Annotated in this window: 16 protein-coding genes; 8 read left to right on the top strand and 8 right to left on the bottom strand. The window is 32.3% G+C overall.

Features of this window, described 5'->3' with window-relative positions; translation table 11 throughout:
• Positions 1-58: 58 nt before the first annotated feature.
• Together COJ46_RS11590 and COJ46_RS11585 are read right to left on the bottom strand one after the other, a co-directional pair.
• Positions 59-502 carry a cyclic nucleotide-binding domain-containing protein gene (locus COJ46_RS11590; protein WP_098565943.1) on the bottom strand — a complete coding sequence of 148 codons (444 nt, stop codon included), beginning with the start codon at positions 500-502 and terminating at the stop codon, positions 59-61.
• A gap of 286 nt (positions 503-788) precedes the next feature.
• Positions 789-1,505: a Crp/Fnr family transcriptional regulator gene (locus tag COJ46_RS11585; RefSeq protein ID WP_098565942.1), complete on the bottom strand. Its 717-nt coding sequence runs from the start codon at positions 1,503-1,505 to the stop codon at positions 789-791.
• 309 nt (positions 1,506-1,814) lie between these two features.
• Between COJ46_RS11585 and moaA the strand changes: the two genes are divergently transcribed.
• Positions 1,815-2,822, top strand: a complete 1,008-nt coding sequence (moaA, locus tag COJ46_RS11580) for a GTP 3',8-cyclase MoaA (protein WP_098565941.1) — start codon at positions 1,815-1,817, stop codon at positions 2,820-2,822.
• Positions 2,823-3,041: 219 nt separating this feature from the next.
• Here the strand turns inward: moaA and hcp are convergent, their stop codons facing one another.
• The 4 genes from hcp to COJ46_RS11560 form a co-directional block, all read right to left on the bottom strand.
• The gene (gene hcp / locus COJ46_RS11575) at positions 3,042-4,331 is read right to left on the bottom strand and encodes a hydroxylamine reductase (protein WP_097974718.1); all 1,290 of its coding nucleotides are present in this window, start codon (positions 4,329-4,331) and stop codon (positions 3,042-3,044) included.
• A 280-nt stretch (positions 4,332-4,611) separates the two neighbouring features.
• Positions 4,612-5,691, bottom strand: coding sequence for a glycerophosphodiester phosphodiesterase (locus COJ46_RS11570; protein WP_286145505.1), 1,080 nt, complete (start codon positions 5,689-5,691; stop codon positions 4,612-4,614).
• A gap of 171 nt (positions 5,692-5,862) precedes the next feature.
• A complete protein-coding gene (locus COJ46_RS11565; RefSeq protein WP_097974719.1) occupies positions 5,863-7,380 on the bottom strand; it encodes an MDR family MFS transporter in 1,518 nt (505 codons plus the stop codon).
• The gene (locus tag COJ46_RS11560) at positions 7,380-7,856 is read right to left on the bottom strand and encodes a MarR family winged helix-turn-helix transcriptional regulator (protein ID WP_097974721.1); all 477 of its coding nucleotides are present in this window, start codon (positions 7,854-7,856) and stop codon (positions 7,380-7,382) included. The genes COJ46_RS11565 and COJ46_RS11560 overlap by 1 nt, the downstream gene beginning before the upstream one ends.
• Before the next feature lie 364 nt (positions 7,857-8,220).
• Here COJ46_RS11560 and COJ46_RS11555 point away from each other — a divergent pair, with 364 nt between their 5' ends.
• The gene (locus COJ46_RS11555; RefSeq protein ID WP_098565940.1) at positions 8,221-8,718 is read left to right on the top strand and encodes a GrpB family protein; all 498 of its coding nucleotides are present in this window, start codon (positions 8,221-8,223) and stop codon (positions 8,716-8,718) included.
• 28 nt (positions 8,719-8,746) lie between these two features.
• On the opposite strand, the gene COJ46_RS11550 is transcribed toward COJ46_RS11555, so the two are convergent.
• Together COJ46_RS11550 and mciZ are read right to left on the bottom strand one after the other, a co-directional pair.
• Complete coding sequence (locus COJ46_RS11550; protein ID WP_098565939.1) at positions 8,747-9,658, bottom strand: aldo/keto reductase; 912 nt, start codon at positions 9,656-9,658, stop codon at positions 8,747-8,749.
• 37 nt (positions 9,659-9,695) lie between these two features.
• Complete coding sequence (mciZ, locus tag COJ46_RS24155) at positions 9,696-9,845, bottom strand: Z-ring formation inhibitor MciZ (protein WP_129688645.1); 150 nt, start codon at positions 9,843-9,845, stop codon at positions 9,696-9,698.
• Positions 9,846-9,935: 90 nt separating this feature from the next.
• Between mciZ and COJ46_RS11545 the strand changes: the two genes are divergently transcribed.
• From COJ46_RS11545 to COJ46_RS11520, 6 genes are all read left to right on the top strand, one after another.
• The gene (locus tag COJ46_RS11545) at positions 9,936-10,481 is read left to right on the top strand and encodes an NUDIX domain-containing protein (RefSeq protein WP_097974726.1); all 546 of its coding nucleotides are present in this window, start codon (positions 9,936-9,938) and stop codon (positions 10,479-10,481) included.
• Positions 10,482-10,559: 78 nt separating this feature from the next.
• Complete coding sequence (locus COJ46_RS11540) at positions 10,560-11,249, top strand: DUF975 family protein (protein WP_097974727.1); 690 nt, start codon at positions 10,560-10,562, stop codon at positions 11,247-11,249.
• 175 nt (positions 11,250-11,424) lie between these two features.
• Complete coding sequence (locus tag COJ46_RS11535; protein ID WP_176522476.1) at positions 11,425-12,291, top strand: alpha/beta fold hydrolase; 867 nt, start codon at positions 11,425-11,427, stop codon at positions 12,289-12,291.
• A 247-nt stretch (positions 12,292-12,538) separates the two neighbouring features.
• A complete protein-coding gene (spoIIM, locus tag COJ46_RS11530) occupies positions 12,539-13,189 on the top strand; it encodes a stage II sporulation protein M (protein WP_098565938.1) in 651 nt (216 codons plus the stop codon).
• A gap of 67 nt (positions 13,190-13,256) precedes the next feature.
• A complete protein-coding gene (fur, locus tag COJ46_RS11525; RefSeq protein ID WP_056466931.1) occupies positions 13,257-13,706 on the top strand; it encodes a ferric iron uptake transcriptional regulator in 450 nt (149 codons plus the stop codon).
• Between the two features lie 202 nt (positions 13,707-13,908).
• Positions 13,909-14,127: a YqzK family protein gene (locus tag COJ46_RS11520; protein ID WP_097974731.1), complete on the top strand. Its 219-nt coding sequence runs from the start codon at positions 13,909-13,911 to the stop codon at positions 14,125-14,127.
• Positions 14,128-14,130 lie beyond the last annotated feature (3 nt).

Genomic DNA, 14,130 nt, shown 5'->3' with positions numbered 1-14,130 from the left:
TTGTGAACTATATCACACAAATAGGAGGAAGGATGGATAACTTATTTTAAACTATTCGTTAACTCAACAAATTGAAAATCTCATCGTAAGTACTTAGTAGGTTTTTATGAAAAGAACGCAAAATATTACGTTTTAAAACAGGATCTTTACAAGACAATTTTTTTATAAATAAAAAAGGGACTTCTAGAAATGTCGTAGACTGGGTAACTTCAAGAAGAATGGAATTGTTAACATGAGTATCCAGAAAGAGACTAGGAAAGTATACATCACTTGATTTTAAGTAGCCAATTTTATATTGAAGACCACTCGATTCTTTCATATGGACTTTTACTTTTCCGGTTAAAATGATAATTATATTCTGTTCATTGTGAATAGTTATATTTTCATTAGTTTCCCTAAAGTATAGATTGGATGCAACAACTATTTTTTTTAAGAGGTTATGATTGATATCTTGAAACAAACAAAGGCTTTTCAAATTAAGTAAATAATCAGGTTTATACAATTTTTTTCTCTCCCTATAGTATTAGACCATATATTTTCATCATTATATAAAAACGATTTGAGTAAAACTGTGACTCTTTTCACACAACTAGCTAAAAAAAGCGTTATTATGTTTGAAATCAGTTATAAGGAAGGAAGATTTTCTAATTATACAAGCGTAATCTATGGTGAACTAATCTATTTTATAAATAATTAAAGTAATAAAAAATAAATAACCTTAACTATTTAGAGCCTAAGTTAAGGTTACTTATTTTTTAATCATATTACTTTAACAGTCTTAAAGAGAACTAATCTATGTTACATATATCTTTTGGGCAGTTATCACAGCCAATTACATTTTTAAGAAATTGTAAGTCTTTAATAATAATTTTTCCATCAGGAGAATAACTAATAACATTTTTTTTCTTTAAATCACTTAACATCCGATTAACACTTTCTCTTGTAGCAGCACAAAACTTAGCTAATTCTTGATTGGTAAGATGAATATTTAGAAGAATTCCGTTTTCTATAACTTCCCCGTAAGAGTTCGATATACGGATGAGTGTAGAGTAAAGTGCGCCTTTTTTACCGTTTAATACTAAGTCTCGAATCTTTGATTGATTTTTTCTAAGGTGAGTAGAAATCCATTTCATAAATTCAAATGTCAATGGAGCGTGGTTAATTAGTTTTTCCTCTAAGATTTCTATAGGAATGACTTGCACTTCTGCTGCTTCTAGAGCGTAAGCGCTAAGCATATAAGTCGCATTCTCTGAAAAGAGAGTCAATTCTCCAACTAAGTCATCTTTTTGACAAATGCGAAGATTTAATTCATCACCATTTAGAGTCAGTTTACTTATTTGGATCATTCCTGATTTAATAAGATACAATTCTTTAGCATCTTCTCCTTCTTGAAATAAGAAGGTGCCTTTTTTTACTGCACGAGTTGATCCGATTGACTGTAATAAGGAAGCCAAGTCTTTAGAAACGATTGAAAGGTCACTTTTTCTATTATTATTTTTTTCCATCAAAGTATCTCCGCTTCGTTATAGTTGAACATAAATGTTTTTATGTATTTAAACAAGTATTTTATGTATTACATTTATTATTATAATACCATGTGATTGAATAGCATATAGCTCTAATGAGATAGAATATGAAAATATTGCCATTGTAGCAGTTGAAACTTCATATGGCAAATTGATAGTTAATCGTCCAACAAGACAGTCTAGAACATAAATACTAAATAGTTTAAATACAAGGTTGTGACATACATCATACAGTGAAATAATTTTGTATGCTAATATAGTCGTACAAAAAATAAGGGGTGGAAAAAAATGAAGAATATTCTCGATACTCGCAATCGACCATTACGAGATTTAAGAATATCTGTCACAGACCGTTGTAACTTTAGATGCAGCTACTGTATGCCTAAAGAGATATTTGGAGTTGACTATCCCTTTATGAGTAAAGATGAAATCCTATCATTTGAAGAGATTGTTCGATTAGCAAAATTATTTGCAAAAATAGGTGTGGAAAAAATTCGTTTAACAGGGGGGGAACCTCTTTTAAGAAAAGATCTACCAACACTGGTTAAACATCTTTCAAAAATTGAAGGAATTAAATATGTGACATTAACAACAAATGGTGTATTTTTGGCAAAAAACGCCAAAGCACTTAAAGAAGCCGGAATTTGCCGCGTAAATGTAAGCTTAGATTCTATGGAAGATAAAGTTTTCATGAAGATAAATAATATGAATATGAGCGTCTCCACCGTTTTAAACGGAATTTTTGCAGCTAGGGAAGCAGGGCTAGAAGTCAAAGTAAATATGGTAGTAAAGAAAGGTCTAAATGATACTGAAGTATTACCAATGGTGCGTTTATTTAAAGAGAATAATATTACATTACGATTTATAGAGTATATGGATGTAGGGTGTACAAATGGATGGAATTTTAAAGACGTTATCTCAAAGAAGCAATTATTCGATATGATCCAAGAACAATATGAGTTGGTGCCAATAGAGCAGGATTTCTTTGGCGAGGTAGCAAAACGATATCGATATAAAGGAACGAATACCGAAGTAGGATTTATCTCATCAGTTTCAGAAAACTTCTGCGGTTCATGCACGAGAGCCCGCCTATCTACAGATGGAAAGCTATACACCTGTCTATTCGCTTCAGAAGGGTATGACATAAGGAATATGTTGCGTTCTGGCGTAACAGATAAATCCATTTCAGCAACAATTCAATCAATCTGGGAAAAACGAGATGACAGATACTCTGAGATCCGTACAGAAGAAAGTCATAAAAATCGTAAAATTGAAATGTCATATATTGGTGGATAAAAAACAACTATTTTTGTAATAGTTGTTTTTTATTGTCCGTCTATGGGAGATGAAGGAAGGGTGAGACCCACAGCAACGGGGAGGCTTTAGCTCATGACCCATGGAAAGTGAACATTTTGTAGAGGAAATCAACAAGACATTCCTAGTTTAAATGACTACTTTGTTTCAACGTCAAAAAGAACTTCTCATGTAAGAGAAGTTCCTTGTTCAATTTGGCTATTAGCCTTGTAATATAGCTTTTAAATCGTCTTGTGCATTTGTAATTAATTTTAAGCCAAATGTATCAACTAATACATTCAATACACCTTCATTAATAAAGTCAGGTGCTTTTGGTCCAATTCGAATATCTTGAATTCCAAGACTAAATAACCCTAATAAAATGGCAACAGCTTTTTGCTCAAACCAAGAAAGTATAATACTCACTGGCAATTCATTGACACTACAATTAAAGCTTTTTGCTAATGCAGCCGCAATTTTAATTGTTGAAATTGAATTATTGCATTGCCCTAAATCTATAAATCTAGGAATATTTGTACCAGTTACAGTACCGTAGTCTACATCATTAAAGCGAAATTTACCGCAAGATGTTGTTAAAACTACTGTATCATTTGGTAAAGAAGTTACAAGCTCACGATAATATTCTCCACCTTTACCTGGCGCGTCACAACCTGCTACAACAAAGAAGCGTTGAATCTTTCCATTTTTTACAGCTTCTACAATTTCTGGCGCAATAGACAAAACTGTTTCGTGATGATAACCAGTAGTCATTACTTCTTCAGATTCAATATTTGCTGCTGGTAGCTCTAATGCACGTTGAATTAATGGTGAAAAATCTTCCTCTATAATCTTTGTTACTCCTTCTAATCCCGCCACTTCATATGAGAAGAAGCGGTCTGCATAACTTCCTTTTATAGGCATCACACAGTTTGTGGTTGCTAAAATCGCTCCTGGGAATTTTTCAAATAAACGACGTTGATCAAACCAAGCTTTTCCAATGTTTCCTTTTAAATGTGGATATTTTTTCAATGCTGGATAACCGTGTGCCGGTAGCATTTCAGAGTGAGTGTAAATATGTATACCATTACCCTCTGTTTGTTTTAACAATTCTTCTAATGCAAATAAATTGTGACCAGTAACTACGATGCATTTTCCTTCAATTCTATTAGAAGAAACTTTTACAGGTTCAGGAATTCCAAAATGTTTTATATGAGCTTCATCTAAAAGCTCCATTACACGAATTGCGGCTTGACCTACTTTCATAGCCATATCTATGTGCTCTTGTAAGTTAAAATTAGAATTTGTTAAAGTCATATAAAGTGCTTCATGTGTTACTTGATCAACAAATGGATCAGTATACCCTAATTGAGCTGCATGTGTTCGATAAGCTGCAATTCCCTTTAATCCATAAACCATCGTATCTTGTAAACTTGCAATTGTTTCATCTTTTCCACATACACCTACAATTTTACAACCACCAACCGGAGTTTGTTCACATTGGTTACAAAACATCTTTCATCCCCCTAACAATTTTTACTAACTTCATTATATGGGGGGATATTATCATTGTTTGTGACATAAATCACATGAAATCAATAAACTAAAAAATAAATTATTTCAAATAAAAAAAGATATAAAATTAAATAAGATCCATAGAAAACAAATAGCGAGTGGGAAAAATATATATCTTCTATTAGAAAAGGTGCCTAAATAGACACCCTTTTTTTCAAAATCAACATTTAGATTATACAGAGCATTGATTTTTATATAATGAGAGAATAATAAACTAAATTTACTTTGCAGAGTAGCTTTTAGGTAACTTAAAATGATACTGATTCATCACATCACGTAGTCGGTCAGGATAATCCGTTATGATTCCATCGACACCATCATCAATAAGCTTTTGCATAGTTGGCTGGTCGTCAACTGTCCATGGAATGACCTTCATACCGTACTGGTGAGCTTCTTGAACCATACTTTTAGTAATATAAGGCGTGTAGTTCGAATCAGTAATTTTGCCATCCTGTGGGAATCCATGGACTGGAGAAATTGCATCTACACCTAATGAATGAGCCGCATCAACGAGATTTCCATCAAAATCATCTATATCGATTCCACCTAACCAAGGTGATTTACCAGGTTTGCCAGGTTGTAGAAATTCTGGTCCGTTCGTTAGCGCAACAAGAGGCAATCGAGGTTCAACTTCATTCATAAGCTTGAGCGAACCCCAGTCAAAGCTTTGAATTGACACTTGGTTCAACATCCCAGCTTCACGTACTTGTTTGGCAACGATTTGAACAAATTCTTCTCGAGGAGCTGTTTGTTCTGGTGCTCCAGCTTCAACTTTCGTTTCGATATTCATCCACACTTTTTTAGCTTTGTATTTCTTTACAAGATCAAATACCTCGGTTAACAGTGGCATACGAGCACCAGGACTTAGTTGCTGGCCAGGGAATTGGGGTAGACCTTTTGAACCACAATCGAGCGTTCTTACTTGAGCTAGCGTTAAATCTTTTATGTATTTACCAACGTATGGGTACTCTGAATCGCCAACGAATGCTGGCTTTGTGTCAGAACATTTTGTACTAGAAATCTTACGATCGTGCGTAATAACAGCTTGATGATCCTCAGTTATTTGTACGTCAAGCTCAAGGGTGCTTACGCCGAGTTCAAGTGCATGTGAGAATGAAGCTATAGTTGATTCAACTGTAAGCCCCAGTCCTCCACGGTGTGCTTGAAGGTCAAATCCTTTTGGTCCAAATGACTTAAACGCACTCTGGTTCACAGAAGTTGTTTGTGCTGAAACTTGGTTAACTCCCGAATATACCAAAATTGATGTCATTGCTGCTAAAATTAACTTTTTCCTATTCAAAATTTAATCATCTCCTCATATAAATCTATTACTCTATAAGAATAGATGACGAATTTAAAGTTGAAATGATTAAAATAATAAATAAAAGTAAATAAATGTTGAAAAATGTAAAAATAATTAGTTTTTTAGAGAAAAAAATAAGCCAAATCCATCTAGGATTTGGCATTATTTTTATTGAGCTTTTTTCGCTCTATTTTCTTTTACTTCAAAAGTTAACTTTTCTTTACCCATTAAGATAATCGCGATAAAACCTAAAGTAATTGGAATAAGTGTCCATTTAAAAGTAGTCGCAACAGAATGGGCCATTGCTTCTGAGATTTTATGAAGTACTTCTGGTGGAATTTTAGCTCTTGCATCAGCGGATAATAATGCACGTGAGTCAACTTTTCCGCCAAATGCACCTAAATTACCAAGTAAATCACTTAATTTATTTTTAAATACGTGGTTTTGAATTGTTCCAAAAATAGTAACACCAATTGTCATACCTAATGTTCTAAAGAAAGTATTTGTTGATGTAGCGATGCCTCGTTTTTGAGGTTCGATTTTGTGTTGAGTTGCCATACTTAATAATGAGAATGAACAACCCATTCCAAGACCAGCGATAATCATGTAAAACGTTACTGTTGATCGAGCTGTATTAGTATCTAATGTACTTAATAAATACATTCCAATAAAGAATAAAACAACTGAAACTAACATGATGCTTCTATAACTAAATTTACGTACCGATTGTCCTGCTACCTGGCTACCTACAACTGAACCAAGCATCATCGGAATAAGAATGATACCAGAATTTGTAGCTGTACCACCATAAACTGATTGAACAAAAAGTGGAATTAATACAGTCGTAATAATAAAAGCAGAACCGTAGAAAAATGCAACACCTTGAGTTGCCGCAAATAGCTGCTTTTTAAATAAGCTAAATGAAATAATTGGCTCTTCAACTTTTCTTTCAATTAGAATAAATGCGATAAACAATACTGCAAAGATTGCAAATAAGGAAATAATTGGACCAGAGTTCCAATCGTATTCATTACCACCCAGTTCAAGTGCAAACATTAAACTGACAACTGAACCAACAAGTGTAATTGCACCAAACCAGTCGATTTTAAGTTTTCTAAGGTGAAGATTTTCTTTATAAAACTGAGAGATTAAATATAAAGAAATAATACCTAAAGGTAAGTTGATATAGAAAATCCAGCGCCAATCAATTTGATCAGTAATATACGCTCCTAAAAGTGGTCCAAATACACTAGAAAGACCAAAAACTGCACCAAATAAACCAGTCATTTTTCCTCGTTTTTCAGGAGGGAAAATATCAAAAATAATTGTAAAGGCTATTGGCATTAATGAACCTCCGCCAATTCCTTGGATCGCACGATAAACACTTAATTGAACAATGCTATTTGCTGTTCCACATAATGCAGAACCAATTAAGAAAATTAAAAGTCCTAATAAATAAAATCGTTTACGTCCATACATATCGGATAACTTTCCAAAAATCGGCATACTTGCCATAGTAGCAACCAAATATGCAGAGGTTACCCAAATAAATTGGTCTAAACCACCTAGTTCTCCAACAATTGTCGGCATCGAAGCTGAAACAATTGTGTTATCCATAGCCGCCATGAGCATTCCTAATAATAGACCTGCTACGACAAAGCCAACCTTGCTGTCTTTTGAAACCATCAAGTTTCCCCCTTATTTAATTCTTTAGTCTCTTTTGGAATCAAATCATTAATATCATTCCAAAATTTAAATAATAATGTTAACTCTTTGTCATCATACTGGTTAAAAATATTAGAAAGAGAGTCAGATAATGGTTTAAAAAGCTCTGCTAATTCATCATCACGTTCATACACAGGTTGAATTATTACTCGTCTACGGTCATTCGGATCTTGAATACGTTCAACAAAGTTGACTTTTTCAAGTCGGTCAATAACTCCTGTTATAGCACCAGTAGTTAGATGTGTTAATTGAGATAACTTTCCAGCTGAAATTGGACCAGTATGACAAAGTAACTCTCGACATCGTAAATCAGTCGCATTTAAATGCAGGTTCGAGGCAAGCCCTTCATTAAAAAGAACGATTGAAGTGCTAAATTTTCTAAATTCCATTATTAGAGACGGAATAAATTCACTTCGAATGATTGGGTTTTCTGACATTTCATTCTCTCCTTAAAATAGGAAGTACTATAAAAAGTTAACGTAACTAAATATCTTAGTAACTAAAATAATTATAATGCAAAGAAACCAATAAAAGTAGAAATTGTGAGTATTTTAACCAAAATTTAATTTAGTATTAAATGATGATTTTTAAACATTTATTAAATGATTTTTAGGTTAAAGGGATTAGTTTATATAAACAGAAAAAGTTTCATTCTAGGTAGTAGGAGATAGGTGAAAAGTCATGATGATATAGAATCTATTTTTATACACTTATTTCACCCAATTAATTTTTTCAATAATTAAGTGACCTTTAACGAATGCTATAAAAGGAAGATTAATGAAAAAAGTGTAGGTGTTCACTATGAAAAAGAATATTGAAATTGTACCTTATCGTACTTCCTGGGAAGAAGATTTTCAGTCAGAAAAAAAGGCAATTGATCTATTATTACCGGAGAAAGCAGCAATTTATCATATAGGGAGTACTTCAATTCCGAATATGTTTGCGATGCCAATCATTGACTTAATGATCGTAGTTAAATGCTTAAAAAAGTTTGATGAGTATAGTGATGTTCTAAAAACGTTAGGTTACGAAAAATTGGGGGATCAATCTAATCAAGACAGAAGATTTTTTATCAAATGTGATGATAATTGTAGTTTTCATATTCAAGTATACCCAGAAGGAAATGCTGCTGTTGAACGAAATATTGCATTTAGGGAATATATGATTGCGCATACTGATCAAGCAATGGAATATATAAAATTAAAAAAAGAACTTGCTAAAAACAAAACAGAATATAAAAGGGGACGAAAAGAATTTTTAGATGAAATCGATCGAAAAGCAAGTAAATGGAAGAAATAACACTCCTTCCTTGGAAGGAAGGAGTGGCTTAACGATGTTCCTCGTATTTCGTAAGAAGTGAAATTTCTTTTATTTTGGCGATTTGTTGTGAATTTAATGGTTTTGCTATATATGCGTTAAGATTATCTAGTAATTGTTCTTTATTTCGAGCTCCAACAGCTAACGATGAAACTGCTTTATGAGAAAGAACATATTGTAAAGCTAAGCTATGTAAGGATTGTTCCTCATCTAGAAGTTGGAGAAGCCTTTGGATTGTTTCATTACATTCTTGTTCTGTATAGGACATATAGCCCTTGTTAGATAGTTTCTTTTCCCATTTACTTGTTAATAGACCTTTTGCTACGGAACCGCGTGCAATGACAGAAATATGATGTTTTTCGAAAAACGGAAAAAATTCTTCAGGTCTACGCTCTAGCACATTATATTGCATCATAACACCTTGTATAGATGAATGATTTACAAATCGATTAATAACATTTGGACGAATTGAAGAGATTCCATAATGGCGTATTAAGCCTTCTTTTACTAGTTCATCAAAAGTAAAAATAGTTTCTTCATATTGATCCTCGATTGTTCCACCGTGAAGCTGATAATAATCGATATAATCTGTATTTAATCTACGTAAACTGTCCTTAACAGCATCTTTAATATATGCTCTAGATGGATCCCAATACCATTTATTATCAATTGAATTATTCCAGCGGTTTCCGACTTTCGTTGCAATAACCACTTGATCTCTACGACCTTTTAAAGCTTTTCCAACGATTTCTTCATTTTTACCAAAATCATATAAATCAGCTGTATCGAAGTAATTGATTCCAGCATCGATTGCGGCATGAATTGTTGAAATCGCCTCATTTTCTTCTGTCCCAAGAGACATACAACCTAAACCAATTTCGGATATTTCTAATAAAGTAGAACCAAGCTTACGTTTTTTCATATAAATCCCTCCAAATATAATTGTAGGGAAAAGAGAATTATTTTACAACATATAGAAGCTTTCCATTGGAGTTTTGAATCCATTCTTGAACGGTTTTATATTGCATACCAATAACTTCGAGGGTTTTTAAAATTTCTGTTTTGGAGCCTACAAGGACAACAGAATTTTCCGTCATACACATTTTCATCAGACTACCTCATTTCAGAAAGTATTTTAATGAAATAAATGATAAAATGTATGTGACAACCATATAAATTAGAACAAGGTGATGAAAAAAATGAAAAAATTTGAAGAAAAAACACTAGCGGAAGAAAAAGTATTCACAGGAAGAGTTATCTCTCTTTATCATCAAAAGGTAGAATTACCGAATGGAAATACAAGTACGCGTGAAATCGTAAAGCATCCCGGCGCAGTGGCTGTTATTCCAATTACAAATGAAGGAAAAATTATTTTTGTTGAGCAGTACCGAAAAGCGCTAGAAAGAAGTCTTCTAGAAATTCCAGCAGGAAAACTAGAAAAAGGCGAAGAGCCACTTGTAACGGCTAAACGAGAGCTAGAAGAAGAGACTGGATATGAAGCAGCAAATTGGGAGCATATACAATCTTTTTATACTTCACCGGGGTTTGCAGACGAGTACATACATATATATGTAGCAAAAGGTTTAAAGAAACTAGAAAATAGTGCTGCTTTAGACGAAGATGAATTTGTTGAAATTTTTGAGCTAACACTAGACGAGTGTCTAAAGGAACTAAAAAAAGGTTCAATCCATGATGCAAAAACATGTTTTGCAGTCCAATATTTACAATTATTACAAAAAAATTAAAATAAAATTAAAAATAATTCTCAAAATATGGAAATAAACATGGTAAAATAAAGTGACATTTTTTGAGAGGATGAGTAGATGAGAATTTCATCAATTAAAAAAACAGCTAAAAGTCGTCTATCTGGTAATTGGGGTAAAGCGATTTTAACACTTGTGGTTTTTTGGGTAGTACAAGGACTTATTCATATGCTACTTAATGGACCAGTCAATTACCATTACAGTGGGAATTTATTTTTGGATCCAATGGATGATAAAGTGATAATTCCCGCAGGAGTGCAAACAGTCATTGATATTATCACTTGGGTCGTAAACACATTACTAGGTTATGGATTAATTGTTTACTTTTTAAACCTTATTCGTGATGAGGAAAAAAATTTATCGGACTTATTTTTCTATTTTAATAGTGGACATCAATTTATAAGAGGAATAATCGTTGGATTTTTAGTAGCTTTATTTACAATCCTATGGCTTATTTTACTAATAGTACCTGGTATAATTAAATCAATCGCTTATTCACAAGTTGGATATATTTTAAAAGATCATCCAGATATGGGTGCATTGGATGCAATTACATTAAGTAGAAGAATGATGGATGGATATAAATGGAAATTATTTTTATTATGGCTTTCATTCATCGGTTGGCTTCTATTAATCATCATTACTTTTGGGCTAGCTTTATTTTATGTAGCACCATATTTTTCTGCAACTCAAGCTCAATTTTACGAAGAAGTAAAAGAAGCTTACGAAGGAAAAAAAGAAACAATTTAAAAACTTTAAGACTAAAGACGTTAATTTTTTTAACGTCTTTTTTTAACGTTTCTAATGCTTATCTCGAAAAAAAAACATTTTTATTAAGCAAAAATTAAAGAATTAAAGATAAAATAGAAAACAGGAAAAATGTATACAATAAGACAACTAATCAAATACGATGAAGGTGAGAATATTGTTTGTTAATGGTGAGCTTGGCACATATCACGTTCGAGTAAAAGGGGATGGCAAAGTCACAGTTCTTTTAGAATGTGGAATGATGCATACTCTTCATCAATGGAAGTATTTACAAGAAGAGTTGAGTAAATATGCCAGAGTTATAACATACGATCGCTTAGGTTATGGAAAAAGTGGAATATGGACTACAGAACGATCAACAGAACAACAAGCTTTTGAATGCTATGATATTTTATTAGCATTAAATATTAAAAGTCCATTAATTGCTGTAGGACATTCTCTAGGAGCATATATTGTATTCCAATTGTCTCGCCTTTTTCCAAATGCTATCCAATCTATGATTTTACTCGATCCAACACATCCGACTCTAGAGGAACATGAACAGAAATTATATGATAAGTTACTATATCAATTTGCGTTAATGATGAAAAATGCAAACCAATTTAATCTTACTAAGGCAATACCAAATAAGCTAATTAATAAAATAATGAAAACTACCCCAGATAATCAGTTCGAAATGATTAGCGCAATTAAGAGCTATAAGCATTGGAAGACTGTTGTTAGTGAGTGGAAAAACCTAAATTATAGTAACTTACGTATAAAGGACGCATTGAAAATTAAAATGAATATTCCTTTAATAGTATTAACAGCTTCCAATCAAAGTGGTTTACAGCTTAATCTGAAGAAAAAAAAGGAATTACTACATAAAGTTGAAAAATATCATAATGAATATTGTGAAACAACGAATCAAGGTAGCCGTCAAACATTAGAAGGCCATACACATTCAACTATTTATGGAAATAATGAAGAAAATGCAAAATCGATCGGTCATATCATAAAAAAACAAATTGAATTATTAAATTAAAACAAAGCTGTTTTAGTCGTTGCCTGACTTTAACAGCTTTTTTCTATTTGTTGAAATAATTCCATTTCGCAATCAGATAATCGCCGTACGAAAAGCAAGCATCATGGAACTGATCATTCCTTTCCATAATATAGGAACAAGAACCACTTTTTCTTTATTATTAATTTTTCAACTTTTATAAATTAATAGAATAAATTACTTGTCCATTCATAAAATGAAGAGAGAATATAGTCCAGGAGATGATATCATGACAAGAAGCTCAGTCAAAACAACGATGAAAAAACATGTTAAAGATTATTTGTCACTCTATATTTTTGTTAGTGTGATCTTACTTTTTGGTGTAGTATTTGGAGCAGTCATCGTAAATAGTATGAATGTGAGTCAAAAGCAGGATATTCTATCCTTTATTACACATTTTTTTGGACAAGTAAATAATGGTGATTATATTAGCGGAAATGAAGTGTTCCTTTCTAGCTATTCTTCTCATTTGAAGTTTTTAGCATTGATTTGGGTTTTAGGGATCTCAATCATCGGATTACCAATCATTCTTATTCTATTATTTATGAAAGGATTGGTAGTTGGATTTACAGTTGGATTTTTAGTCAATCAGTTAGGTTGGCATGGTATTTTATTAGCATTTTCTTCTGTTTTTCCACAAAATGTTATCGTTTTACCATTATATATACTATTAACAGTTTTAGCAGTTCAGCTATCCATTCGAATGATTAGAAAACAATTTATTAAAAATGATAATGAACCAATTATGAAACAGTTAGTCTCGTATTCTATTGTCTTTGGAGTTGTTGCTGTTTGCTTAAGTATTGCAAGTATTATTGAGGCATATGGTTCAACTTATTTTTTAAAAGCCATTTCAGAAATAATTGTTTCAAAAAATTAACAAATAATTTTTGACACTTTCTCTTTCTTTGTTATAATTATTATCAAGTGGCGAGGGAGTGAAAAGAATGGAAGAACGAGTTGAACGAATAAAGAAACAACTACATTTAGCAGGATACAAATTAACACCACAACGGGAATCCACTGTTCGTGTTTTATTAGAAAACGAAGAAGATCACCTAAGTGCAGAAGATGTTTACCTCCTAGTGAAAGAAAAATCGCCAGAAATTGGACTTGCTACTGTTTATCGTACGTTAGAATTACTAACTGAGTTAACAATTGTTGATAAAATAAATTTTGGTGATGGCGTTTCAAGATACGACTTAAGACATGAAGGTGCACAACATTTTCACCATCATTTAATTTGCACGGTTTGCGGAGCAGTAGATGAAATTCATGAAAATCTATTAAGTGAAGTTGAAAAGACAGTTGAAGAACGTTGGAATTTTAAAATTAAAGATCATCGATTATCATTTCATGGTGTATGTCATCGTTGCCATGATCAAAACGAAGAGTAGTAAAATGATTTTAATTTAATTAAAATCATTTTATTTTTGATTCTTAAAAGACGGAGCAGTTCAATAAAAAGAGTCTGCTCTTTTTCATGTTCTAAAAAATGACACTGAATGATTAATGTTGATTTTTTGAAGTATGATTTGTCCTATTTTTGCATAGTATGTAGTAATGATGTCTTTACTTCTAGCAAAAGGTGGTGGTCATATGAAAAAAAGAGCAGGTATTGTTTTTAATGTAATAAAAGTTACTATTTTATTTATTACATGTACAATTTTATTTTATTTTGCTATTCAATGGATTCATTCTGAATATGAAAATATGCATCGATATGACCGACCAGAAGGCTCTATGTTAAAGGTGGACATTCATAAAAAGGATGGTGCTTTTAACCAATTGGTACGGTTTTATCAAAACGGGGAGTAATGA

Origin of the sequence: Bacillus sp. AFS077874 (genome assembly GCF_002566505.1) — a bacterium.
Taxonomy (GTDB): Bacteria; Bacillota; Bacilli; order Bacillales; family Bacillaceae_G; genus Gottfriedia.
Note: the sequence above shows the minus strand (reverse complement) of the source record. Positions and strands in the feature narration are given on the sequence as shown.